Genomic DNA, 24,618 nt, shown 5'->3' on the forward strand with positions numbered 1-24,618 from the left:
TCCGGATCCGGCCAGCGGGGCGAGGGCACGGTCATCGGTCCGCTCCCGGTGTCGGGGCGAGCGCGCCGTGGAGGAAGACCTCCGCCAGCCGGCTCCCGGTGAGGCGTGCCGGGTCGTCAGGGTGCGGGCGGGTGAACAGCAGGCCCAGGAAGAGCGCGGCGGCCTGTTCGACCGGCAGGCGGAAGGACTCGGCGTCGGGTGCCAGGAGCTCGGCGACCGCGTTCCGGATCGCGGCCATCGACTCCTCGCGCCCCGTGCCGCGGGCCTGTTCGCCCGCCGGGGTGTCGCGGCGGCGGTGGCCGGAGGCGTGCAGTGATCCCGCGATGGCGCCCATCCGGTCCAGGTGCGCCTCCAGGGCGTCGGCGGCCTCGGCCAGACGGTCGGCGGTCGGGAGGTCGGCGGGGATCGACATCAGCTCGCGTACGGCGTGGTCGTGGCGCATCGCCTCGGCCATGCAGGCGTCCAGAAGCTCCTCCTTGTCGGCGAAGACGCGGAAGATCGTCGCCTCGCCGATACCGGCGGCGCGGGCGACCTTGGCGGTGGTGACGGCGGCGCCGTACTCGGCGATCAGCGGAATGGCCGCCTTGACGATCATTTCGCGGCGCTGTTCGGGGCTCATGCCCGCCGCACGACGACGGGTTGTCGGCTTCTCGGTCATGGGAGGAACAGTACGGAGTGAGTACTCACTCCGCCAAGGTTCCGGGGCCGATCCGGGGGCCGATCCGGGCCCGTTCCCGTATCGGTCCGGGGCTGTTTCAGGGCCGGTCCCGGGCAGCTGCCCCTTCCCGGCGCAACCACCGGCGCCCCAGACGCGTGATGATGGATGAGGGGCCGCGACACGGCGGTGCTCCGCCATCACCGCCGGCCGGCGCCCCGGAAGGGCGGTCGCCATGTCCGCAGCCGGAGTGAAGACCTCGGTCGCAGCGCTGTTCACCGCGCTCCTGCTGGCCGTGACCGCCGCGTGCACGGGCGGGGACGGTTCGTCGCCATCGCCCAGCAGCCGCTCCCCGTCCGGTGCGGGCAGGACCGCCGACGTACTCGCCGTGAAGATCGACAACGTGGCGCCCGCGCGCCCCCACACCGGCCTGGAGCGGGCCGACATCGTCTACGTCGAGCAGGTGGAGGCCGGTCTCAGCCGGATCCTCGCCGTCTACTCCTCCGATCTGCCGCCGGTCATCGGCCCCGTGCGCAGTGCGCGCGAGACCGATCTGGAGCTGCTGCGGCAGTTCGACCGGCCGACGCTGGCCTTCTCCGGGGCGCAGAGCAGGCTGTTGCCGGTCATCGACCGCGCGCCGCTGGAGGCCGTGCCGCCCTCGGAGGCGCCGGGGGCGTACTTCCGCGGTCAGGACCGGCCCGCACCGCACAATCTCTACCTGCGGCCGGAGCGGATCCCGTTCACCGCCTCCGGTGTGGACGCCGTCGAGGAGCTGGGGCTGAAGAAGGGCCCGCCGCCGCCCGGCGGCGAGCCGGAGGACAGCCGTACGGTCCGCTATCCGTCCGCGTCCGTGACCTTCACCTGGTCCGCCGAACGCGGCCGCTGGCTGGTCTCCCTGGACGGCTCCCCCGCCCGTACCGCCGACGGCGAGCGGATCGGGGCCGGCACGGTCGTCGTCCAGGACGTGACCGTCCGCCCGTCGGACTTCAGCGACCGGTCCGGGAACGTCACCCCGTTCACCGAGACCGTGGGGTCGGGCAGCGCAACCGTCCTGCGCGACGGCCGGACGTACGAGGCACGGTGGTCGCGGAGCTCGGCCGACGCGGACACGGTGTACACCGGCGCCGACGGGCGGCGCGTCGATCTCGCCGACGGGCCGCTCTGGATTCTGTACGCGCCGCGCGGGGGCGCGGATACCGGGGCGGGCGGCTGAGGCCGGGACAAGCGGCCGGGCGGCGGGTTCCTCCCGCCGCCCGGCCGCCCCGGTGCACGGTCTGCTACTGCCAGACCTTGACGTAGTCGATGCTCAGCTTCTGCGGGAAGCGGGTGGTGGCGTCCGGCGATCCGGGCCAGTCACCGCCGACCGCGTTGTTGAGGATGAGGAAGAAGTCGTGGTCGAACACCCAGGGTCCGCGGGTGCTCTCCAGCTCCTCCTTGTCGACCGTGTGCGTCACCTGACCGTCGACCCGGAACGTCATGCCCTTGCTGTCCCAGTCCACGGCGAAGGTGTGGAAGTCGTCGGCGAAGTCCGCGCCCCCGGGCAGGGAGTACGGGGCCCCGTAGCCGGCCGCGCCGTTGTACGCGGGCGCGTGGAGGGTGGAGTAGGTGGTGTTCGGCTCCTTGCCGACGTGTTCCATGATGTCGATCTCGCCGGTGTAGGGCCACGGGCGCCCCTGGTCGAAGTAGTCGGCGCCCAGCATCCAGAACGCGGGCCAGAGCCCCTGCGTACCGGAGACCTTGATACGCGCCTCGACCCGGCCGTAGGTGAACTGGAACTTCCCGTACGTGTTGAGCCGCGCCGAGGTGTACTGGCACGTGGTGCTGCCGCTCAGCGGGTCGGGCGGGCAGGCGGTACCCGGGGTCTCCTCGCGGCGGGCCTCCAGGACGAGACTGCCGTTGCCGTCCTGGGCGGCGTTCTTGTTGTTCGTGTAGTACTCCAGCTCGTTGTTGGGGCCGGTGCCCGTCTCCGGGACCCACTTGGCGGGGTCGGGCGCGGCGCCCGCGGGACCGTTGAACTCGTCGCTGAACACCAGCCGGTCGTACGTGGGGTCGGCCGGCAGCGGCGGTGCGGGGTTCGGGGCTCCGCCGGTGCCCCAGACCTGGAACTCCCAGAGCGAGTAGCCGTATTCGCCGCTGCGCTGGGTGGCGTACAGGCGTACGTGCCGGCCGGCGCCGCTCACGTCCAGCGTCTCCTTGAACCCGGTGCCGGTGGTGGTGGAGTGGATCGTCGTCCAGTCGGTCCCATTGTCGGAGACCTCGATCCGGTAGGCCCTGGCGTGGGCCGGGTCCCACTGGAGGACGACCCGGTGGATCTCGGCGCGGGCGCCGAGGTCGACCGCGATCCAGCCCTGGTCGGTCCAGCCGCCCTCGGGGCTGGTGGCCCAGCGGCTGGCCGGGTCACGGTCGAAGGCCTTGTCCGGCGAGCACTCCCAGCAGGTGCCGTCGTGCTGCGAGGTCGAGGCGGAGCCGGCCTTGCCGTAGGAGAGCAGGACGTCGCCGTCGCCGGGGGCGGTGCCGCCGTCGGTGGTGGAGTAGACCTGGAACTCGTGGAGGGAGTAGCCCCAGGCGGTGGCGCGCTCGGTGCCGTGCATCCGGATGTAGCGGCCGGTTCCGGAGACCGTCAGGGTCTCGACGCCCCCGGAGCCGGTCGTCGTGGAGTGGATCGTCGTCCAGTCGGTTCCGTCGGCGGAGATCTCCAGCCGGTAGCCCTTGGCGTACGCGGCCTCCCAGTCGAGGACGACCTGCCCGATCGACGTGCTCGCGCCCAGGTCGATACGGATCCACTCGTCGTCGGTGAAGGCGCTGGACCAGCGGGTGGCCCGGTCGCCGTCCACGGCCGACGCGGCGGTGAAGGGCGCCTCGGTGCTGGAGGCGGTCGCCGGCTTTCCCTGGGAGACGAGAACGGCCGCGGCCGCGGCGCGTTCCGGGGCGACGGCCACCGAGAGGGTGAACAGGAGGGCCACGGCGGCCATGACCGCCAGGGCACCGCGCAACCGTGGTGTTCCACGGGCTTCCATGCGAACTCCTTGCTCTGTGAGGGGGTTGGGCCGAGAGAGCGCTCCCCCGCAGTGGGGAGACTGGCGGGAGCGGAGTGAACCGTCAAGAGTCGCGGCCGAGTCGATTCAAGAGACCACAGCCGCCGAGGTCCGACTTGTCGTCCTGATGCCTGGTCAACTGCCTCTGCCCTTTCAGGAGATGAAACATCGGGCGGTCCGGCCGACAAGGCGCGGCCTTTCTGTGCACAACTCTTGACGTGACGGAAACACGGGAGAATCATTCGGCTACCGAGAGAGCGCTCTCTCCCTCTGTGGGAGCACGAGTCCGCACCCGTTCCACCCCCGCCCACCTGACCTTTCAGGAGATCAGACATGTCCGTTGCCCTCGTCAGACCCTCGCGGCCCCCGATGGCCGCATCCCACCGATGGCGCACCCTTGCCCTCGCCCTCGTCACCACGCTGGTCGCGGCGCTCCTCGCGACCGTGCAGGCGGCTCCGGCGCAGGCCGCTCCCGTCCTGCTCTCCCAGGGCGGCGCGGTGACCGCGTCGAGCGAGGAGAACGGCGGCACGGCCGCGGGGAACGCCGTCGACGGGGACGGCGGGACACGCTGGTCCAGCGCGTTCGCCGATCCCCAGTGGATACGGATCGACCTCGGCTCCCCGGCCGCGCTCAGCCGGGTCGAACTCTCCTGGGAGGCCGCGCACGCGAAGAGCTACCGGCTGGAGATCTCGGCCGACGGCAGCAACTGGACGACCGCGTACAGCACCACCACATCGGCGGGCGGCAACGAGACCCTGAACATCTCCGGCGACGCGCGCTACGTGCGCCTCACCGGCACCGAGCGCGCCACCGGATACGGCTACTCCCTCTGGGAGTTCAAGGTCTTCGGCACCCGTGACGGCGGCGGCGGTCCGGAGATTCCGGGCGGCGGCGACCTCGGTCCCAACGTCCATGTCTTCGATCCGTCCACGCCCGACATCCAGGGCAAGGTCGACGCGATCTTCGAGCAGCAGGAGGAGGCCCAGTTCGGCAGCGGCCGGCACGCGCTCCTCTTCAAGCCGGGCACGTACGACAACCTCAACGCGCAGATCGGCTTCTACACGCAGATCGCCGGTCTCGGGCTCAACCCGAACGACACCACGTTCAACGGTGATGTGACCGTGGACGCGGGCTGGTTCGACGGCAACGCGACGCAGAACTTCTGGCGTTCGGCGGAGAACCTGACCCTCAACCCGGTCAACGGGACCAACCGCTGGGCGGTCTCCCAGGCCGCACCCTTCCGCCGGATGCACGTCAAGGGCGGGCTCAACCTCGCGCCCGACGGATACGGCTGGGCCAGCGGCGGCTACATCGCCGACTCCAAGATCGACGGCACGGTCGGACCGTACTCCCAGCAGCAGTGGTACACCCGCGACAGCTCCGTGGGCGGCTGGACCAACGCCGTGTGGAACATGACGTTCTCCGGCGTCCAGGGCGCACCGGCGGCGAGCTACCCGGACCCGCCGTACACCACGCTCGACACCACCCCGATCTCGCGCGAGAAGCCGTTCCTCTACCTCGACGGCAACGAGTACAAGGTGTTCGTCCCCGCCAAGCGGGTCAACGCTCGCGGCGTCTCGTGGGACGGCGGCGCCCAGCAGGGCGAGTCCATCCCGCTGAACCGCTTCTACGTCGTCAAGCAGGGCGCCACGGCCGCGACCATCAACGCCGCGCTCGCGCAGGGGCTGAACCTGCTCTTCACGCCCGGCGTCTACCACATCGACCAGACCATCAACGTGAACCGGGCCGACACGGTCGTCCTGGGCCTCGGTCTGGCCACGATCATCCCGGACAACGGCGTGACCGCGATGAAGGTCGCCGACGTGGACGGGGTGAAGCTCGCGGGCTTCCTCATCGACGCCGGTCCCGTCAACTCGCCGACGCTGCTGGAGGTCGGACCGCAGGGCGCGTCCGCCGATCACTCGGCGAACCCGACGTCGCTGCAGGACGTGTTCGTGCGGATCGGCGGCGCGGGCCCCGGCAAGGCGACCACGAGCATCGTGGTGAACAGCGACGACACGATCATCGACCACACCTGGGTGTGGCGTGCGGACCACGGTGAGGGCTGGGGCTGGGAGACCAACCGGGCCGATTACGGTGTCCGCGTCAACGGTGACGACGTGCTGGCGACCGGGCTGTTCGTGGAGCACTTCAACAAGTACGACGTGGAGTGGTACGGCGAGCGCGGCCGCACGATCTTCTTCCAGAACGAGAAGGCCTACGACGCCCCGAACCAGGCCGCCATCCAGAACGGCGACACCAAGGGCTACGCCGCCTACCGGGTCGACGACTCGGTCGAACAGCACGAGGGCTGGGGCATGGGCAGCTACTGCTACTACAACGTCGACCCGACCATCGTGCAGGGCCACGGCTTCAAGTCCCCGGTGAAGCCCGGCGTGAAGTTCCACAACCTGCTCGTCGTCTCGCTCGGCGGCAACGGCCAGTACGAGCACGTCATCAACAACACCGGCTCCCCCACCTCGGGAACATCGACGATCCCTTCGACCGTCGTCAACTTCCCCTGACCCGGGCCTCTTCGGCCCGGACCCGGTGACCCGGGAGCGGTGAGCCGGCCCGGTGTCCGGCGGCCCGGACCGGCCTCGCCGCGAACGGAGGGCGGCATCCGGTGGACGTGACCGTCCGCCGGATGCCGCCCGTTCGCGTTCAGGATCGGGACAGCAGCGACCCGCCCGCATACTGCGCCGAATCGCCCAACTCCTCCTCGATCCGGATCAGTTGGTTGTACTTGGCCGTACGGTCGGAGCGGGACAGCGAGCCTGTCTTGATCTGGCCGCAGCCCGTCGCCACCGCCAGGTCCGCGATCGTGGTGTCCTCCGTCTCGCCGGAACGGTGGGACATCACGGCGCTCCAGCCCGCACGACGTGCGGTGGCGACCGTGGCGAGGGCTTCGGTCAGGGTGCCGATCTGGTTGACCTTCACCAGGACCGAGTTGCCGACGCCGGTACGGATGCCTTCGCGCACCTGGGCCTCGTCGGTGCAGAACACGTCATCGCCGGTGAGCTGGCAGCGGTGGCCGACCCGGGTGGTCAGCTCGCGCCAGCCGTCCATGTCGTCCTCGGCCATCGGGTCCTCGATGGAGACGACCGGGTACGCGTCGATCAGCTTGGCCAGGTACTCGACCTGCTCGGAAGGGGTGCGGCGCACACCCTCACCCGCGTACACGTAGGCGCCGTCGTGGAAGAACTCCGAGGAGGCCGGGTCCATGATCAGGCCGATGTCCGCGCCGGGACGGTATCCGGTGCGTTCGACGGCGCTCATGACGAAGTCGAGCGCCTCCTCGGCGGTGCGCAGCGCGGGTGCGAAGCCTCCTTCGTCGCCGACACCGGTGGAGTGTCCGGCGGCGAGCAGGTCGCGCCGCAGGGTGTGGAAGATCTCGGAGCCCATGCGTACGGCTTCCGCGAAGGTCTCCGCCCCGACCGGCGCGATCATGAACTCCTGGAAGTCCAGCGGATTGTCGGCGTGCGCCCCGCCGTTGATGATGTTCATCATCGGCAGCGGGAGCAGACGGGCGTCGGCGCCGCCGAGGTAGCGGTAGAGCGGCTGGCGGTGGGCCGCGGCGGCCGCCTTCGCGGCGGCGAGGGAGACCCCGAGGATCGCGTTCGCGCCGAGCCGGGACTTGCCGGGCGTGCCGTCGAGCGCGACGAGGGCGGCGTCCAGGCCGGCCTGGTCGTCCGCGTCGCGGCCCACGACCGCGGCCGCGATCTCCCCGTTGACATGGGCGACCGCGCGGTCGACCCCCTTGCCGTGCCACTGCCCGGCATCGCCGTCGCGCAGCTCCAGGGCCTCCCGGGCGCCGGTGGAGGCGCCGGACGGGACCGCCGCGCGGCCGAGGGACCCGTCGGCGAGGCGGACGTCGGCCTCGACGGTGGGGTTGCCACGGCTGTCGATGATCCGGCGGGCGGTGACGGACTGGATTGCGGTGGGCTCAGCTGCCTGGTGGGCCATGCGAGGTCCTTCCGGTAGTCACATGCCGCGGCGATCCTGCGACAGCGCCGGCGCGGGCCGCGACGGAATAACTCTACAGCAATGCTGTTCAGATTGGCTGTTTAGCTTTGCTGTTCAGTTGTGCTGTCCAGTTCTCCGGTCCCCTGCCACGGCAGGGGCGACCTGCGCAGACGCGTCGGCGACCGCGGGTTAAAGTGCCCTATGCCCACCCCGGAACCCGCCACCGTCGCCGCCGATCTGCGCACCGCCATGGGCAAACTCGCGCGGCGCGTGAAGCAGGAGGACCGGATCCCGCACGGCCAGGTCGCCGTTCTGGGCGTGCTCGACCGGGACGGGGCCATGACCACCAGCGACCTCGCTGCGGACCAGCGCGTACGCCCCCAGTCGATGGCCCGTGCGGTCGGGCTCCTCATGGACCAGGGCCTCGTCGTCCGCCGCGCGCACCCGACGGACGGCCGCAAGTCCCTCGTCGACCTCTCCGAGGTGGGGCGGGCGGCGCTGGAGGCGGAGCGCGACCGCCGGGCCGACTGGCTCGCCCGGGCCATCGACCTCGAACTCAGCGCGGAGGAGCAGGAGATGCTCGCGCGCGGCGTCGCCTTGATGGAGCGGCTCGCCGGGCACTAGTTTCGGGATCATGAACCGGCCGGCCGACCCCCGCACGGATCAGGCTCCGGCCGATCCGGGCGCCACCGACGACATGCTCGCCACCCAGCCGATCGGGTACTGGAGCGGACTCGTCCACACCGCCGTCACCGAGCGGCTGCGCGACGCGATGGCCAGGATCGACGTCACGCAGCCCCAGTACTGGGTGGTGAACTGCGTGCACGGCCGGCCCGAAGCGCCCAGCCGCGAGGAGGTCGTCAGCCTGCTGACGCCGCTCGCGGACGGGCCGCACGCGATCACGCGCGTCGTCGACCAGCTGGCCCACCGGGGCTGGCTGCGGATCGACGCGGGGCGGCGTCTACACCTCACCGACGCGGGGGAGGCGGCGAGGGTGCGGGTGCGCGAGCTGGCGACCGAGGTGCGCGCGGTGGTGCACGAAGGCGTCAGCGACGAGGAGTACGTGGCCGCGCTCAAGGTGCTGCGCAGGATGGCCGCGAACGCCGAGGGCGACTTCGCGCAGGGGTGACCGCCGCGCGGCGCATCGGTGACCACGAGGGCATCACATCGGACACCGCTTCCGGATCACCAACACCCCTTCACCGCCGCTGGGTTAGGCTGCCCTAATGTTCTGGGGCCCGGCCTTTCCCTCCTCCTCCCGCAAGGAGACGTTCATGCGTCCGGTGATCGAGCGGGCACGCCGCTCATGACCGCTCCCCGCCCCGGCCCCGTGGCCGACACCGAGAGCCCTTTCGCCGCCTTCGGTCTGCCGGGCCGCCCCGGCACCGACGCGTTCTGGGCGAAGGCGCGTACACCCGCGTCGATTCCCGTCGACGACGCCTGGCTGACCCTCTTCCTGTGGCGCGGCTCCGGGGCGGTGCTCGACTTCGAGAGCTGGTCGCCGCCCGTCCCGCTGCGCCGCTGGGAGGACACGGACTGCTGGTACGCCGAGGTGCCCATGCCCGCGCGGCTGCGGGTGACCTACCGCGTCCTCGTGGGGGACGCGGCCCACGCCGATCCGTTCAACCCGGCCGGTGCGGGCGCCGACCGTTCCCTCGCCGCGACGCCGGACGCCCCGCCGCAGCCGTACTGGCCGGACCTCGCCGCGGACGATGTGCCGCCCCTCCCCCGTACCCGGATCCGATGGAGCAGTGACCGGCTCAGCGGGCGGCGCACCGTGCGGGTCCACCCGGTGGCGGGTGGCGGTCCGGTGGTGCTGCTGATGGACGGGGACGACTGGCTGTATCTGCACCCGGCCGTGGCCGCCTTCGACGCGGCCGCCGCGGCGGGGGCGATGCCTCCGGTGACGCTCGTGTTCGTCCCGGCGAAGGACCGGGAGGCGGAGTTCGCCTGCCGGCCGGCGCTGTGGGAGGCGGTCCGGGACGAGCTGCTGCCGCTGGTGGGCGACTGCGGCGTGCCGGCGGACCTGGACCGGCTGGTGGTGGCCGGGCAGAGCCTGGGCGGGCTGAGCGCGCTCTACGCCGCGCTGGAGTTCCCGGAGCTGGTCTCCCGTATCGCCTGTCAGTCGGGGTCCTTCTGGTGGGCGCCCGAAGCCGTGGACCTGGCGGATCCGCTGGGCGGGGCGGTCGGCGGCGCCATCGCCGAGCGGCTGCGCCGGGGCGCCGATCTGTCGCGGCTGCGGTGCGCGTTCGACGTCGGGGAACACGAGACGCGGATGCTGCCCCACTGCGAGCTGACCGAGTCGCTCACCGAGCGGGCCGGTGCGACCGTGCGGGTCTCGCGGTCCGCCTCGGACCACGACCGGGCGGGCTGGCGGCACGCCCTGCTCAGGGATGTCGCCTGGGCGCTCGGCTGAGCCTGCGGCAGGGGCGGGCCGTTGCCCGCCCCTGCCGCAGGCTCACCGGGCCACGGCCAGGCAGTACGCCTCGTCGCTCGCGAGCAGGTTGCGGTGGGTGTCCTCGGCGGTGATGGCGCCGCCGTCCAGGACCAGCACCCGGTCCGCCGCGTCCAGCAGCGCCGGACTGCTGGTCAGCACGAGCGTGGTCCGGCCGCGGCGCAGCTTGGCGACGTTTCGCGCGATGAGCTGCTCGGTCACCGCGTCCACGGCCGTCGTCGGATCGTGCAGCACGAGCATCTCGGTGTCGGCGGCCAACGCCCGCGCGAGGGACAGCCGTTGGCGCTGACCGCCGGAGAGATTCGCGCCCCGGTCGCGGACCACGTGGTCCAGCCCCTCACGGTGGAGGGCGACGACGTCGGTGAGCATCGACGCCTCGACGGCATCCGCGATCGACCGGCCGCTGCCCGACGGATCGATGTTCGTCCGGAGGGTGCCGGCGAAGATCTCCCCGTCGTACGGGTTCACCAGCAGGTACCCGCGGACCGCCTCGATCGACAGCTCACCGACCTCCCGCCCGCCGACCCGCACCACTCCCCCGTACGCCTGGGGCGCGACGTTCATCGCGAGGACGGCCGCGAGTTCGGCCGCCGCACGCGGCTGATAGGCGGCGATCGCGACGAACTCACCCGCCCGCACGGAGAACTTGACCCCCTGGAGCGTCCCGTGGCGTACGCCGTCGACCTCCAGGTCGCCGCCGGGCTCCGGGCGCTCGGGCCCCGGTGTCGTCACCGGCGGCGCGGTCAGCACCAGGGCCATGCGCTCGGCCGAGGCGCGGGCCATCATCACGTACTTGGGCATCTCGGAGAACATCTTGAGCGGTTCCATGATGAACTGCGCGAGGCCCACGGCCATGACGAGTTCCCCGATGGTGATCCGGCCCTCGAACGCCAGCCAGCCTGCTGTCAGCGAGACGGCCGCGGCGAGGACCGCGTTCAGGGCCAGTGCGGTGCCCGCGTAGGTGCCGTTCACCCGGGCGACGGTGATCGCCTGGTGCTTGGCGTCCGTGCTGACCCTGCGGTAGGCCCCGAAGGCGGCGTGGTTGCCGCCGAAGCCGTGCAGCGGACGCAGCCCGATGATGAGGTCGGCGACCTTGGCGCCGGCCCGCGCCACCCGGGCCTGCTGTTCCTGGGTGCTGGCCCCGATCCGCTTGGACATCACGGCGAGGATCGACAGGATCGCGACGGTCCCCGCGATCACCAGCAGACCGAGCCGGAGGTCGGCGAGGCTCAGCGCGACCGCCGCGACCACCACCGCGACCAGCGAGCTGATCAGCAGCGGCACCACCTCGATGATGTCGGCGGTCTGGTCGGCGTCCTCGGTGGCGATGGTCAGGATCTCGCCGGACTTGAGGTCCACGTCCCTGGCCACCGGCTGGAGCCCGCAGGCGGCCACCTGGACCCGCCAGCGGTGCGCCTCGGTCGTGTTGGCCTTCTGCAGCACCCGCATGCCGAACCGCCACGACAGGGACACCGTCGTGATGATCACGGCCAGCGAGCCGATCGAGACGCCGAGCGAGCCCAGGCTGCGGTCCTGCATCGTGTGCTCGACGATCAGTCCGAGCGCGATGGGGAACGCGGTCTCGGCCGCCTGGTAGAGGCCCATGAGGACGGTGCCCGCGATCATGGCGCCGACGTTGCGGCGCAGTGCCGTCCGCAGGATGGCGGCCCCGGGTCGGGGCCGCGTGGTGTCAGGAGTTTTCATCAGGGTCAGGAGTTCTCATCGAGGTGGCGGGCAATCGCTTCGGGGGTGCGCAGGGTGAACAGATCGCGGATGGTGATGACAGGACCGTACTCGCGGCGGAGCAGTCCGATCAGCCGCACCGCCAGCATGGAGTGCCCGCCGAGGGACACGAAGTCGCTGACCGCGCTGACCTCGTCGTCGTCGAGGTCGAGCGCCTCGGCGAAGAACTCGCAGACCACGGTCTCGGTCTCGGTCTCCGGGCCGCGTTCGCCCGCCGTGGTCAGGGCGCCGAGCGGCCTGGCCTCGGGCAGCGCCTTGGTGTCGGCCTTCCCGTTCACGGTCAGCGGGATGCTGTCGACCTGGGCGAAGTGCGTCGGGCGCAGGAAGTCCGGCAGCCCGGCGCCCACCTCTCCGGCGACCTGGGCGAGGTCGGCGGAGCCCGCCAGGACGAGATAGGCGGCCAGCCGGTACGCGCCGTCGACCCCCGGGTCGGGCTGGGCGACGGCGGCGACGAAGCGGACCGCCGGGTGGGCCGCGAACACGGCCTCGACCTCGCCGAGTTCGACCCGGTGGCCACGGATCTTGACCTGCTGGTCGGTGCGGCCCAGGTAGGCGATGTTCCCGTCGGGCCGGCGGATCACCAGGTCGCCGGTGCGGTACATGCGCTCCCCGGGTGAGCCGAACGGGCAGGCGACGAAGCGGTGCGCGGTCTGGGCGCTGCGGCCCAGGTAGCCGCGGGCGATGCCGACGCCCGCCACGTACAGCTCGCCGGGCACCCCGTCGGGCAGCGGTCGCAGCCACGGGTCCAGGACGTACACCTCGGTGTTGTCGATGGCCACGCCGACCACCGGGTCCTGGCACTCGAAGGTGCCGACGCCGAGGGTGTTGATGGTGTATTCGGTGGGCCCGTACAGGTTGTAGCCGACGGTGCCCTCGGTCTCGGCGAGCCGCTGCCACAGGGTCGGGGTGACGGCCTCGCCGCCCAGCAGCACCAGCGCGGGCCGCCGCTGCGGGTCTTCCAGGAGCCCTTCGGCCACCAACTGCTGGGCGTAGGTGGGTGTCACGTTGATGACGTCGATGCCGTGCTCGACGCAGTACTCCACCAGCCGGGGCGCGTCACGGCGCAACTCCTCGTCGCAGATGTGGACTTCGTGGCCGTCGGCGAGCCACAGCAGCTCCTCCCACGACATGTCGAACGCGAAGGACACGGTGTGCGCGATCCGGAAGACCCGGTGGTCGTGCTCGGCGAGGACCGGCTCGAAGATGCGGCGCTGATGGTTGATCAGCATGTTGGTGAGCCCCGCGTACTCGGTCACCACGCCCTTCGGCTTTCCGGTCGATCCCGAGGTGTAGATGGTGTACGCGGGGTGGCGCAGCCGGTCCGGGTCGTCCGGTGCGAAGGTCGTGTACGGCTCCGCCTCGGGCAACGGGCGGTCCAGCTCGATGAGTTCGCCGGTCAGCCGGGGCGAGACCTGGCTCACGGTGAGGATCACCTCGGGCCGGGCGTCCTCGACGATCGCCGCGATCCGCTCGTCCGGGTGGTCCAGCTCCAGCGGCACGTACGCGGCTCCGACGCGCAGCACCGCGAACAGCGCGGCGATCCAGTCGAGGGAGCGCGGGATCGCCAGGCCCACGGTGGTCTCGGGGCCGATGCCCCGCCGGGCGAGGACGCCCGCCACGGCCCGGCTGCGGTCGCGCAGCTCGGCGAAGGTCATGGTGGCGCCGTCGGCGACGAGCGCGACCCGCTCCGGATCACGGTCGGCCGCGAGGTCGAAGCGGTCCACCACGGTGTCGGTGCCGACCTCGGTGCGCACGGCGGGTGCGGGGTCCGGTGCCGGGCCGCGCAGCGCGCCCAGCGGGCCGGTCGCCCGCGCCAGGTCCTCCAGGACGCGCAGATAGTCGTCGAGGAGCGCGCGGGCGCTGTCGGGGTCGCCGTGGCGGTGCTCCAGCTTGACCGTGAGCCGGTCGCCGGGCGTGACGACCCAGGTGTACGGGTAGTGGGTGGAGTCGTCGGCCTGCACGGAGGAGATGCCGTGGCGGGCGTTCATCGCGGCGAACGCGTCCAGGTCCAGGAAGTTCTGCAGCACGAACAGGTTGTCGAAGAGGGTGTCGTGCCCGCCGGCCCGCTGGATCTCGCCGAGCCCGAGGTGTTCGTGGTCCATCGCCGCCACCCGCGCCGCCTGTACGGAGGACAGATACGCCTCGACCGAGTCGTCGGGCCGGGCCCGTGTCCACAGCGGCACGGTGTTGAGCAGGACGCCGACGATGTCGCCGTGCCCTTCGCCCTCGCGGCCCGAGACGGTGACGCCGAACACGGCGTCGGCGCGGCCGGTACGGGCTCCGAGGAGGAGGCCGAAGGCGCCGGTCAGGACCGAGTTCAGGGTGACGCCCCGGTCCCGGGCGGTGTCGCGCAGCAGCTGGGACAGCTCGGCGGACAGGGTGCGCACGAGCGGCTGCGGCAGCTCCTCGGAGAGGGCCGGGGCCACTCCGGCGAGCAGCGTCGGCCCCGGCAGTCCGGCCAGGTGGTCCGCCCAGAAGCGTTCCGATACGGCAGGGTCCTTGGCGGCGAGCGTCCTGGCGTACTCCTCGAAGCTCGGCACGGCCGGGGTCGCGTCCCACGGCTCGCCCGCGACGACGGCCTCGTACGCGTCGAAGAGGTCGCGCAGCAGGATCTCGCGGGACCAGCCGTCCCACAGCAGCAGGTGGTAGCTGAGCAGCAGGCCGTCGCGGCCGTCGGGCCGCCGGACCACGGTCAGCCGGAGGAGCGGCGGCTCCCCGGGGTCGAAGCCGCGCTCGCGGTCCCGGGTGCGCAGGGCCTCGGTCTCGGCGTCGGTCGCCAGGTCGACGGTGTGGACGGGTACCCGGCGGCCCGCCTTGAGGACCTGGACCGGGTTTCCGTCCTCGTCGGTGGTGAAGCCGGCGCCGACGACGGGGTGGCGGGCGATCACGTACGCCATCGCCTCGGCCAGCGCGTCGGTGTCCAGGCGCCGGTCGAAGGTGAACCAGCTCTGCGCGACATAGTGCCCGGCCGTGCTCGCCGCACCGGGGTCGGCGCCGACTCCGGCCATCTGGGCCTGGAAGAAGAGGCCGCGTTGGAGCGGGGTGACCGGGGCCGTGCGCTCGGCCGTCGCGGACGCGTCGCCGATCCGTTCCAGGGCGGCCAGCCAGTGTTCGGTGATCGTGTCGGGTACGCCGTCGGCGAGGGTGAAGGCCGCGTGGAGGGAGCCGGTGGCCTCGTCGGTCCAGGCGTTGACCTCGACGGCGTACGGGCTGGTGTGCTGGTCGCCGCCGGAGATGCGCAGGGCGTCCGACTCGCCGCCCCGGCCCAGATAGTTGAAGAGGACCTGTGGCCGGGCGGTCAGCAGCGGGGCCGTCTGCGGGTTGAGGTACCTGAGCCGGCCGTAGGCCACGTGCCCGTCCTCGTCCGGCTGCCGTTCGGCGGTCTCGCGCGCCGCGGCGACGGGGTCGGTGTGGGCGGTGAGGCGTACGGGGGCGATGGAGGTGAACCAGCCGACGGTACGGGAGTAGTCGTGGTCGTCGCGGGCCGGGACCCGGCCGTGCCGCTCCAGGTCGACGGCGAGGTCGGTGGGCGCGGCCTGGACGCGGGTCAGCGCGGTGCGCAGGGCTCCGCACAGCAGCTCGGTGAGACCGATGCCGAGCGCTCCGGGCGCGCTGCGCGTCACCCGGTCGCTCGCCCCGGGCGGCAGGACCACCGTCCGCTCGCGCAGGCCCTGGACCGCGGGCAGCAGGGGCGGGGCCTGGAGGGTGGTGAGCCAGTGGGCCAGGCCCTCGGCCGATGCGGCGGACCGTACGGCCAGCGCCTCGGCGTATTCGGCGTAGGAGGTGGTGGGCGGCGGCAGGGCGGCGCCGCTCAGGGCGGTGGTCAGATCGTCGAGGATGACGAGCCAGGAGACCGCGTCCACGGCCAGGTGGTGGGCGGTGACGACCAGGGTGCGGGTCGCCTCGAGCCAGGAGAACGCGATGACGTCTCCGGCCTCGGGGTCGAGCCGTCCGGCGGCCTCGTCGGCGGCGGCCGTCGCGTCGGCGGTGCTCTCCGGTACGACGGCCACGGCGGCCTCGCGGGCGGGCTCCGTGCGCAGGGCCCACACACCGTGCTCGATGTGCAGCCGCAGCCGCAGGGCCGGGTGGGCGGCCACGACGGCGGTCGCGGCGCGCCGGATGTCGGCGAGGCCGGTTCCCTCGGCGACGGGCACCGCCCTGGCCTGGGCGAACCGGTCGAGCGAGCCGCCCAGTTGACGTTGGCGCAGGATGATCGGCGTGAGCGGCAGGGGCCCGTCCTCACGGCGGGAGGGCGTCGTCGGCGCGGGTGCCGGGGTGTGTGTCGCGAGGTGCCCGGCGAGGGCGCGCGGTGTCTTGAACAGGAACACGTCGCGGGGCGCGATCGACAGGCCGAGCGCCCGGGCCCGGTTGATCACGGTGATGGCGACGATGCTGTCGCCCCCGGCACCGAAGAAGTCGGTGTCGGCGTCCACGGTCGCACCGGGCAGGCTCTCGGCGAAGATGCCGGTCAGGGCGGTGAGGGCTTCGGTCGCGGACGCGGCCTCCTGGCGGTCCGGCCGCGCGGCCCGCTCGGTGAGCGCCTTGCGGTCCAGCTTGCCGTTGACCGTCAGCGGCAGCGCGTCGAGCGGCAGCACCCGGCCCGGCACCATGTGCCCGGGGAGCCTGGCGGCGAGCAGGGCGGTGAGATCGGCGGGCGGCTCCCCGACGACATGGGCGACGAGGTGGTCGCCGCTGTCCGCCACGGTGACGGCCACATCGACGACGCCGTCCACCTCCCGTACGGCGTTCTCGACTTCGCCGAGCTCGATACGGAATCCCTTGAGCTGCACCTGGTCGTCGGCGCGGCCCGCGAACTCCAGCTCGCCGTCGAGGGTCCGGCGGGCGAGGTCGCCCGTGTGGTACATGCGGGAGCCGTCGGCCGCGAACGGGTCCGCCACGAACCGTCCGGCGGTGAGCCCGGGGCGGCCCAGATAGCCGAGGGACAGCTGGCCGCCCGCGACGTAGATGGCGCCCACCCGGCCCGGCGGCACCGGTCGCAGCCGGTCGTCGAGGAGATAGGTGGTCAGGCCGGGGATCGGCCCGCCGATGGGGCTGACGTCGTCGTCCCGGGCGAAGTCCTCGTCGTTCAGGACCCGGTGGGTGACGTGGACGGTCGTCTCGGTGATGCCGTACATGTTGACCAGCCGGGGCGTCGCGGTGCCGTGCCGCTCGGCCCAGCCGCGCAGCCGCCCGAGGTCGAGCGCCTCGCCGCCGAAGATGACGCGGCGCAGCGCACCGGCCGGTTCGCCGGAGCGCAGGTCGGCCTCGATGAACTGGTAGAAGGCGGACGGGGTCTGGTTGAGGACGGTGACGCCGCGTTCCCGGACCAGCCGGTGGAAGTCGACCGGCGAGCGGGTCAGTCCGTACTCCGGCACGAGCAGTTCGCCGCCGTGCGCGAGTGCGCCCCACAGCTCCCAGACGGCGAAGTCGAAGGAGAAGGAGTGGAATTGGACCCAGACGTCGTCGGGGCCGAAATCCATGTCGGGCCGGGTGTTGGCGAGGAGGGTGGAGACGGCGGAGTGCGGGACGACGACGCCCTTGGGCCGGCCGGTCGAGCCGGAGGTGTAGATGATGTACGCCGGGTCGCCGGGACGGACCTCGGGGACGGTGGTGTCCAGCGGGTGGTCCTCGCCCTGGACCAGGACCCGGGCGCTCACGCCCGCGCGGTCCAGCAGCCGGGTGAAGCGGCTCCGCTGTTCGCGGTCGACGAGGACGACCTGCGGGGCGGCGTCGGCGAGGATGTACTCCAGCCGTTCGTCCGGATACGCCAGGTCCAGCGGGACGTACGCGCCTCCGGCGGTGACGACGGCGACGAGGGCGACGACCTGTTCCAGGGAGCGCGGTACGGCGACGGCGACCCGCTGTCCGGGCCCGACCCCGGCGGCACGGAGGGCGGCGGCCAACTCCGTCTTCGCGTCGGAGAGTTCGCCGTAGGTGAGGGAGCGGGTGGCGCCGTCCAGCGCGCACTGGGTGACGGCGGTGGCCGCGGGGTCGCGGTGCGCGGCGGTGTCGAACAGCTCGCCCAGCGTCGACGGGGCCTCCTGTGCGGGGGCCCGGCCGGTCGCGGGGACCAGGGTGTCGACCGGGGCGTCCGGTCGGCCGAGCAGCCCGGTGAGGCTCCGGGTGAAGGTGTGCAGGATCGCCTCGGCGCTCGCGGGGCGCAGGAGTTCACCGTCGTAGATCAGGTTGAAGCGCGGGCGGCCCTCCGGTGAGCGTTCGACCACGAGCGTCAACGGGTAGTGCGGGGCGCCCTCGTTGACGATGTCGGTGATGACGAGGGTGTCGTCCGGGCGGCGCAGGGCGTCCACGTCGGTGGCGACGTCGAACACCACCAGGGTGTCGAAGAGGGATCCCAGGCCGCTCCGGCGGCCGATCCGGGCCAGTGAGACGTGCTGGTGCGGCAGCACCGCGCCCTGGTGCCGCTTCACGGCGTCGAGCAGCTCGCGTGCGGTCCCGTCCGGGGTCCAACGGGCGCGCACCGGGATGGTGTTGATGAAGAGTCCGACCATGTCGCGGATGCCGGGGACGTCGGCGTCGCGGCCGGAGACGGTGGAGCCGAAGACGACGTCCTTGCTGTGCAGAAGGCTGCCCAGGGTCGTCGCCCACGCGCTGTGCACGGCCACGCTCAAGGACACCCCGGCCGAGCGTGCGGCGATGTCGATGTCGTCGGCGGGTTCGACCGCGAGGTCGGCGAACCGTTCGGAGGGGGTGTGGCCCTCGGCTACCAGGCAGGGGCCCGGCAGTCCGGCGAGCTCCTCGTGCCACACCCGGTCGCTCTCGTCCTGGTCGCGTCCGGCGAGCCAGTCCACGTAGTCGCGGTAGCCGCCGGTCGGGTACCCGGATCCGGGTGCGTGGTACTCGGCCAGCAGGGTGCGGAGCATCGGCGGCACCGACCAGCCGTCCGCGATGATGTGGTGCACGGTCTGCACCAGGACGGTGCGGCCTGCGCCGGCGCGGATGAGCGTGTAGCGCATCAGGGGCCCGGTGGCGAGGTCGAATCCGGCCCGGCGGTCCCGCTCGGCGAGGTCGCGGATCTCCTGGTCGGTGCGGGCGGGTCCGTCCAGGACGGTGAAGGGCGCGCTCCTGCCGCTCTCGACGACGGAGACGACCCGCCCGTCCGCGAGGGCCGTGAAACGGGCGGCCAGATTGGGGTAGAGCGTGAGCAGCCGGGTGGCCGCCGCCGCCAGCCGGTCGGCGTCCACCTCGCCTTCCAGCGTGAGCAGTTGCTGCTCGACGTAGCTGCCCGTGGCGTCGTCGTCGAAGACGGAGTGGAAGTAGAGGCCTTCCTGCAGTGGGGTCAGCGGCAGGATGTCGTGCAGGGCCGGGCCGTCCAGGGCGTCCACGTCGGCCTGGGTCAGCGGCACCAGCGGGAAGTCGCTGGGGGTGTGGCCGCCCTCTTCGAGCGCCGCGAGGGCGGTGAGGGCGGAACGGAAGTGGTCGCCGATGGCGGTGATGTCGGTGTCGGTGAACACGCCGTCGGGCCAGGAGATGGTGGTGACCAGCTCATAGGCGCCGCTCGGGTCGGGTTCGGCGATCGCGTTGAACTCCAGGGCGCGCGGCAGCCGCATGAGGGGGTCGCGCTTCTCCCCCAGCTGTCCGGTCGTGCCCGCGAGTTGCCAGCTCTCCGTGCCGCCCGCGTCGAACCGGCCCAGGTAGTTGAAGAGCACCTGCGGGGCGGGTCCGGTCGGCACGTCGCCGGTGAGGTGGCGCAGGGCGCCGTAGGAGAGTCCGTTGCTCGGTGTGCGGGCGAGGTCCTCCTTGACGGCCTTGAGGGCGGCGGCGAGGTAGCCGGGCCCGGAGAGGTCGGTGGCCGTGCCGGGGTCGACGATGACCGGGAAGAGGGTGGTGAACCAGCCGACGGTGCGCGACAGTTCGGGTTCGAATCCGGCCCCGTCCGCGACGAAGCGGCCCTCGCGGCCGTGCCCTTCCAGCTCGATGTGGGCGAACGTCTGGTCCTGCCCCCGGTCGCGGCGCCACCGGGCGAGGGCGACGGCGAGTGCGGTCAGCAGGACGTCGTTGACGCCGGCGTGGAACTTCGCGGGGATGTCGCCGAGCAGCGCCGCCGTGACCTCGGCTCCGACGGAGACGGTGCGGGTCCGCTCCTGTTCCACGGTGTCGGCCGCGGTGAGGGCGCGCCTGCCGATCGGTGCGTCGGCGGCGGGCAGCGGCCTCGCGTAGTGGGTCCGGTCCGCGGTGAACGGCGTGCGGCTCAGCAGTTGGGTCCAGCGCCGGAACGAGGTGCCCACCGGGGGCAGTTGGACGGGTGCGCCCGAGGAGTGCTGCCGCCAGGCGGTGGCGAGGTCGTCCATCAGGATCCGCCAGGACACGCCGTCGATCACCACATGGTGGGCGACCAGGACCAGCTGCCGTGCCTCGCGGCGCCAGACGGCCCGCAGCATGACGCCGTTGTCCGGGTCGAGCAGTTCGGTGGCGAGGGCGACGCATGCGGCCACGGGGGCGTCGCTCCGCTCCCAGCAGGAGGCGGTCCGCCCGGCGGGCGGGATGTCGAAGCCCCAGCGCTCGCCGCGTACCAGCTTGGCGCGGAGCATGTCGTGCCGGTCGAGCACGGCGGCGAGGATCTCGTCGAGGGCCTCCGGGGTCAGCTCCGCCGGGGTGTTGAGGACGACCGACTGGACGAAGCCGTCGATCGCCTCCGTGGTCTCGCCGAGCCACTGCACGATGGGCGATCCCACGACGGTGCCGGTGCCGACGTCGCCGTGATCGACGGCGGCGGCGGACTCCCGGCTCGCCACCGCCGCCAGCGCCCCGACGACGGTGTGGGTGAAGATCTGGCGTGCGCTCACATGGAGGCCGGCCTCGCGCAGGGCGCTGAGCAGGGAGATCGCCAGGATGCTGTCCCCGCCGAGCTGGAAGAAGTCCTGGTCCACGCCGACGTCGTCCAGGCGGAGCACCGCCGCGACGGCCTCGCACACCAGGCGTTCGTTCTCGGTGGCGGGCGCCACGAGGGCTCCGGCGCCCATGGAGGGTTCCGGGAGGGCGTTCCGGTCGATCTTGCCGTTCGCGGTGAGCGGGAACCGCGTCAGCACGACCAGGTGGGCGGGCACCATGTACTCGACCAGGTGGGCGGCGGCCCAGGCCTTGACCGCGTCCGCGCTCAGATCCCCGTGGCCGGCGGACGGGATGACGTAACCGACCAGGTAGGTGCCGCCCGCGGTGTTCTTCTTCGCGACGACGCAGGTGTGCCGTACGCCGGGGTGTTCGGCGAGAGAGGCCTCGACGTCCTCGATCTCCAGCCGCATGCCGCGGATCTTGATCTGGTTGTCGGCGCGGCCGAGGAAGTCCAGCGATCCGTCCGGGGCGTACCGGGCCAGGTCGCCGGTGCGGTACAGCCGGGAGCCGTCCGTGGCGAAGGGGTTGGCGACGAAGCGGGAGGCGGTGAGGCCGGGTGCGCCCACGTATCCGCGTCCCAGGAGGAGCCCGCCGACGTACAGTTCGCCGCCGACGCCGACCGGCACGGGGCGCAGTTCGTCGTCGAGGACGTAGAGCTGGGTGTTGGGGTTGGCCCTGCCGATGGAGGTCGACAGGCGTGTCGCGGCGCCCCGGTAGATGACGTGGGAGACGCCGATGGTCGTCTCGGCGGGGCCGTAGCCGTGGTAGAGCGGGATGTCGAGGCGGGCGCGGAAGCGCTCGTACAGCTCCGGGGTGAGGACCTCGCCGCCGCACCAGACGTGCCGCAGGCTGTCGAGGCGGCCGGAGTCGCCCGTGATCTCCAGGAGCACGTCCAGCATGGAGGAGACCAGGTAGGTGAAGGTGACGCGCTGTTCGGCGATGACGCCGAGCAGATGGTGCGGGTCGCGTTCGCCGCCGGGCCGCAGGATCACGAGGCGGCCGCCGGTGACGAGCGGCAGGAAGATCTCGTTGATGGAGATGTCGAAGGAGAGCGGGGCCTTGAAGAGCGACGCGTCGTCGTGGCCGAAGTGGAGGATCTCGCCGGACTGCCACAGCAGGCGCTCGCTGATCGCCTGGTGCCGGATCATGGCGCCCTTGGGCCGTCCGGTCGAGCCGGAGGTGAAGATCACGTAGGCCAGGGCGTCGCCGGGGACGGTCGCGTCGGGCGCGTCCACCGGGTGGGCGGCGTACTTCCAGTCGCCGAGGTCGACGGCGACGGCGTCCGGTTCCCCGGAGCCGGCCTTGCCGGTGGAGTTGAGCTGCAGGACGACCCGGGCGTCCTCGGCGACGACAGCCCGGCGGGCGGCCGGCCATTGGGGGTCGAGGGGGACGAAGGCGCCCCCGGCCCGGAGCGCGGCGAGCAGGGCGACGACCATCTCGGCGGAACGGCCGAGCGAGATGCCGACGATCTGTTCGGGTCCGAGGCCGCGTTCCAGCAGGTGGTGGGCCAACTGCGCGGAGAGCTGATCCACTTGACGGTACGTCAGTGAGCGGTGCGGGTCGACGATCGCGACGGCGTCCGGCCGCAGGCGCGCCTGCTCGTGGAACAGCTCCATGATGGTCGGGCGGTCCCGGTCGGCCCGGGTGTCGTTCCACCGGGCCAGCTCCTCGGCCCTCTCCCGGGGACCGGAGGGGCCTATGGTGCCGACCGGGCGGTCCGGGAAGTCGGCCAGGTCGTCCAGTGCCTGCTGGGCGTCGGCGGGGTCGACGCCGGGCGGCACGACGATCCGGAGGCGGTCCACGTCGGTCTCCCACCCTCCGGCCCCGCCGTCGCCGTTGTCGACCCATGCGAGGAGGTCGGGGAAGGGGGTGGCGGGGGTGAGCCGGAGGCCGGCCGGTCCGGTGCCGGTCGCCCAGTACGCGAGCCCGACGGCGCACGCCTCGACCAGGGTCCGGTCGCTGTGGTCGCCGGTCCGCCGGCGCAGCGCGGCCAGTCGGGTGGGTGACAGCAGTACGCGAGAAACGCTGGGTTCCGCCATCGACGTCTCAGCATCCTTCCGAGGTATGCGAGTTGACCTGACCTAGACCCGGTGTGTCTAACTTCCTTCTCGCCACGCACGCCACAGCCGGGCGTACCGGCCGCCCAGCTCCACCAGCTCGCCGTGCGTTCCTTCCTCCACCACGCGCCCCTCGTCCAGCACCGCGATCCGGTCCGCGCTCATCGCCTGGGTCAGGCGGTGGGCCACGAACAGGGTGGTCCGGCCGGAGCAGGCGGCCAGCACGGCGCGTTCGAGCTCGGCGGCGCCCTCGCTGCCCGCCTCCGCGGTCGACTCGTCGAGCACGACCACCGGTGACCGGCCGAGCATCAGCCGGGCCAGGGCGATCTGGGCGACCTTGGTGACGTCCAGGCGTTCACCGCCCTCGCCGACCATCGCGTGCAGCCCGTCGGGGAGCAGTTCGGCCCACTCTCCGGCGCCGACCGTACGCAGCGCGTCCAGCAGTTCCTCGTCGCTCGCGTCGGGGGCGGCGAGCCGCAGGTCGTCGGCGAGCGGGCCGGAGAAGACGTGGGTCTCCTGGGTCAGGATGCTCACCAGGGCGCGCGCCCCGGCCTCGTCCATGTCCGCGAGGTCGTGCGTCCCGATGCGCACCGACCCGGCCTGCGGTCTTCCGATGCCGGCGATGAGCGCGGCCAGGGTCGACTTGCCGGCGCCCGTCGCCCCGACCAGGGCGAGCGATCCGCCGGCCGGGATGGACAGGGACACCTCCCGCAGCACCGGGTCCTCGGACCCGGGGTAGCTGAAGGTCAGCCCCTCCACCGTGACCGGGTACGGCGCGACGTCGGCGGGCAGGACGGAGCCGTCGCCCACCAGCCGCTCCTCGGAGGGCTCGTGGAACACGCCGACCAGGCGGGTGAGGCTCGCGCCGGACTTCTGCGCCTCGTCGAAGGTGAACATGATCGCGCCGAGCGGGGTGAACAGGCGGTGGAACATCAGCGGGGCGGCCGACACCTCGCCCAGGGTGGCGGCGTCCGCCTCCAGAAGGGCGTATCCGACGACCAGGATCAGGACCAGCCCGATGAACTCGGCCCGGTTCTCCCGGCCGACGAACCGTCCGAAGAAGCGGAACACCTCGATGCCGAGATTGCGCACCCGCCACGACTCGGCCGTGACCTTCTCGCGTACGCCGCCCTCCAGGCGGTACGCCCGGACCGTGTCGATCCCGTTGAGTCCGCTGATCAGCGCCTGGGCGCGGTCGGCCTGGGCCACCCGCTGCTTGCGGTAGAGGGGCGCCGAGCGGGGCAGGTACCAGCGCAGCGCCAGCGCGTACGCGGGCAGGGCGCAGGCTCCGGCCAGACCGAGGCGCCAGTCGAGTCCGAACATGCCGATCGTCGCGATGACGACGAGGACGCCCGCCGAGAACACGGTGGGGATGGCCGTCCGGATGCCCTTGGAGATCACGGCCACGTCGTCGCCGACCCGGGAGAGCACGTCCCCCCGGCCGACCTCTTCGACGCGTGCGCTGGGCATCCCCAGCACCGCGCGGACTGCTTCCTCGCGGAGCCGGGCGAGGAGTTCGGCCCCGAGCTTCCCGATCAGGAAGGTGGAGGCGGCGGTGGCTGCCGCGCCGAACAGCGCGGCAGCCACCATCAGCACCCCGACGGTGAGCAGTATCGAGCGTGGTTCACCACCGACCACCCCGTCGACGACCCGGCCGAGCAGCAGCACCGGGACCACCTGGAGCGCGGCCCCGGCCACCGTGGTGAGGACGGTGGAGGCCGTCAGCCACGGGGTCTGCCGGCAGTGCTCGGCCACCCAGCGGGTGGCCTCGCGTCCGGTCGCCGTGCGCAGGGTCGTCGGAGCGACGGGGGTGTCGGTGGCAGTCACACGGATACCGAATCTCGCCGGGGAACGGG

Annotated in this window: 11 protein-coding genes; 5 read left to right on the forward strand and 6 right to left on the reverse strand. The window is 72.4% G+C overall.

What is annotated here, in order from left to right; translation table 11 throughout:
* Positions 1 to 31: 31 nt before the first annotated feature.
* Positions 32 to 658, reverse strand: coding sequence for a TetR/AcrR family transcriptional regulator (locus ACSMXR_RS01180; protein WP_473170989.1), 627 nt, complete (start codon positions 656 to 658; stop codon positions 32 to 34).
* A 232-nt stretch (positions 659 to 890) separates the two neighbouring features.
* On the opposite strand from ACSMXR_RS01180, the gene ACSMXR_RS01185 reads away from it, so the two are divergent.
* The gene (locus ACSMXR_RS01185; protein ID WP_473170990.1) at positions 891 to 1,868 is read left to right on the forward strand and encodes a DUF3048 domain-containing protein; all 978 of its coding nucleotides are present in this window, start codon (positions 891 to 893) and stop codon (positions 1,866 to 1,868) included.
* Positions 1,869 to 1,932: 64 nt separating this feature from the next.
* Here the strand turns inward: ACSMXR_RS01185 and ACSMXR_RS01190 are convergent, their stop codons facing one another.
* A complete protein-coding gene (locus ACSMXR_RS01190) occupies positions 1,933 to 3,672 on the reverse strand; it encodes a discoidin domain-containing protein (RefSeq protein ID WP_473170991.1) in 1,740 nt (579 codons plus the stop codon).
* Between the two features lie 351 nt (positions 3,673 to 4,023).
* On the opposite strand from ACSMXR_RS01190, the gene ACSMXR_RS01195 reads away from it, so the two are divergent.
* Entirely contained in the window at positions 4,024 to 6,216 is a 2,193-nt protein-coding gene (locus ACSMXR_RS01195) for a discoidin domain-containing protein (protein WP_473170992.1), read from the forward strand.
* A 139-nt stretch (positions 6,217 to 6,355) separates the two neighbouring features.
* On the opposite strand, the gene eno is transcribed toward ACSMXR_RS01195, so the two are convergent.
* Complete coding sequence (gene eno / locus ACSMXR_RS01200) at positions 6,356 to 7,657, reverse strand: phosphopyruvate hydratase (RefSeq protein ID WP_473170993.1); 1,302 nt, start codon at positions 7,655 to 7,657, stop codon at positions 6,356 to 6,358.
* A 201-nt stretch (positions 7,658 to 7,858) separates the two neighbouring features.
* On the opposite strand from eno, the gene ACSMXR_RS01205 reads away from it, so the two are divergent.
* From ACSMXR_RS01205 to ACSMXR_RS01215, 3 genes are all read left to right on the forward strand, one after another.
* Positions 7,859 to 8,281, forward strand: a complete 423-nt coding sequence (locus ACSMXR_RS01205) for a MarR family winged helix-turn-helix transcriptional regulator (protein WP_137231021.1) — start codon at positions 7,859 to 7,861, stop codon at positions 8,279 to 8,281.
* A 10-nt stretch (positions 8,282 to 8,291) separates the two neighbouring features.
* Complete coding sequence (locus ACSMXR_RS01210; RefSeq protein WP_364891069.1) at positions 8,292 to 8,786, forward strand: MarR family winged helix-turn-helix transcriptional regulator; 495 nt, start codon at positions 8,292 to 8,294, stop codon at positions 8,784 to 8,786.
* Positions 8,787 to 8,963: 177 nt separating this feature from the next.
* Complete coding sequence (locus tag ACSMXR_RS01215; protein ID WP_473170994.1) at positions 8,964 to 10,073, forward strand: alpha/beta hydrolase-fold protein; 1,110 nt, start codon at positions 8,964 to 8,966, stop codon at positions 10,071 to 10,073.
* Positions 10,074 to 10,115: 42 nt separating this feature from the next.
* Here ACSMXR_RS01215 and ACSMXR_RS01220 read toward each other — a convergent pair whose 3' ends face one another.
* From ACSMXR_RS01220 to ACSMXR_RS01230, 3 genes are read right to left on the reverse strand one after another with little or no spacing between them, the layout of a single operon-like run.
* Entirely contained in the window at positions 10,116 to 11,816 is a 1,701-nt protein-coding gene (locus ACSMXR_RS01220; RefSeq protein WP_473170995.1) for an ABC transporter ATP-binding protein, read from the reverse strand.
* A gap of 5 nt (positions 11,817 to 11,821) precedes the next feature.
* Positions 11,822 to 22,744 (reverse strand): non-ribosomal peptide synthetase, encoded by a 10,923-nt coding sequence (locus ACSMXR_RS01225; protein ID WP_473170996.1) that lies wholly within the window; start codon positions 22,742 to 22,744, stop codon positions 11,822 to 11,824.
* Between the two features lie 57 nt (positions 22,745 to 22,801).
* Positions 22,802 to 24,589: an ABC transporter ATP-binding protein gene (locus ACSMXR_RS01230; protein ID WP_137231011.1), complete on the reverse strand. Its 1,788-nt coding sequence runs from the start codon at positions 24,587 to 24,589 to the stop codon at positions 22,802 to 22,804.
* Between the last annotated feature and the right edge of the window lie 29 nt (positions 24,590 to 24,618).

The organism is Streptomyces sp. DSM 106670 (assembly GCF_055792845.1).

Coding starts and splice junctions, on each gene's coding strand:
- ACSMXR_RS01180 (WP_473170989.1), bottom strand. CDS start 658: ATGACCGAGAAGCCGACAACCCGTCGTCGTGCGGCGGGCATGAGCCCC.
- ACSMXR_RS01185 (WP_473170990.1), top strand. CDS start 891: ATGTCCGCAGCCGGAGTGAAGACCTCGGTCGCAGCGCTGTTCACCGCG.
- ACSMXR_RS01190 (WP_473170991.1), bottom strand. CDS start 3,672: ATGGAAGCCCGTGGAACACCACGGTTGCGCGGTGCCCTGGCGGTCATG.
- ACSMXR_RS01195 (WP_473170992.1), top strand. CDS start 4,024: ATGTCCGTTGCCCTCGTCAGACCCTCGCGGCCCCCGATGGCCGCATCC.
- eno (WP_473170993.1), bottom strand. CDS start 7,657: ATGGCCCACCAGGCAGCTGAGCCCACCGCAATCCAGTCCGTCACCGCC.
- ACSMXR_RS01205 (WP_137231021.1), top strand. CDS start 7,859: ATGCCCACCCCGGAACCCGCCACCGTCGCCGCCGATCTGCGCACCGCC.
- ACSMXR_RS01210 (WP_364891069.1), top strand. CDS start 8,292: ATGAACCGGCCGGCCGACCCCCGCACGGATCAGGCTCCGGCCGATCCG.
- ACSMXR_RS01215 (WP_473170994.1), top strand. CDS start 8,964: ATGACCGCTCCCCGCCCCGGCCCCGTGGCCGACACCGAGAGCCCTTTC.
- ACSMXR_RS01220 (WP_473170995.1), bottom strand. CDS start 11,816: ATGAAAACTCCTGACACCACGCGGCCCCGACCCGGGGCCGCCATCCTG.
- ACSMXR_RS01225 (WP_473170996.1), bottom strand. CDS start 22,744: ATGGCGGAACCCAGCGTTTCTCGCGTACTGCTGTCACCCACCCGACTG.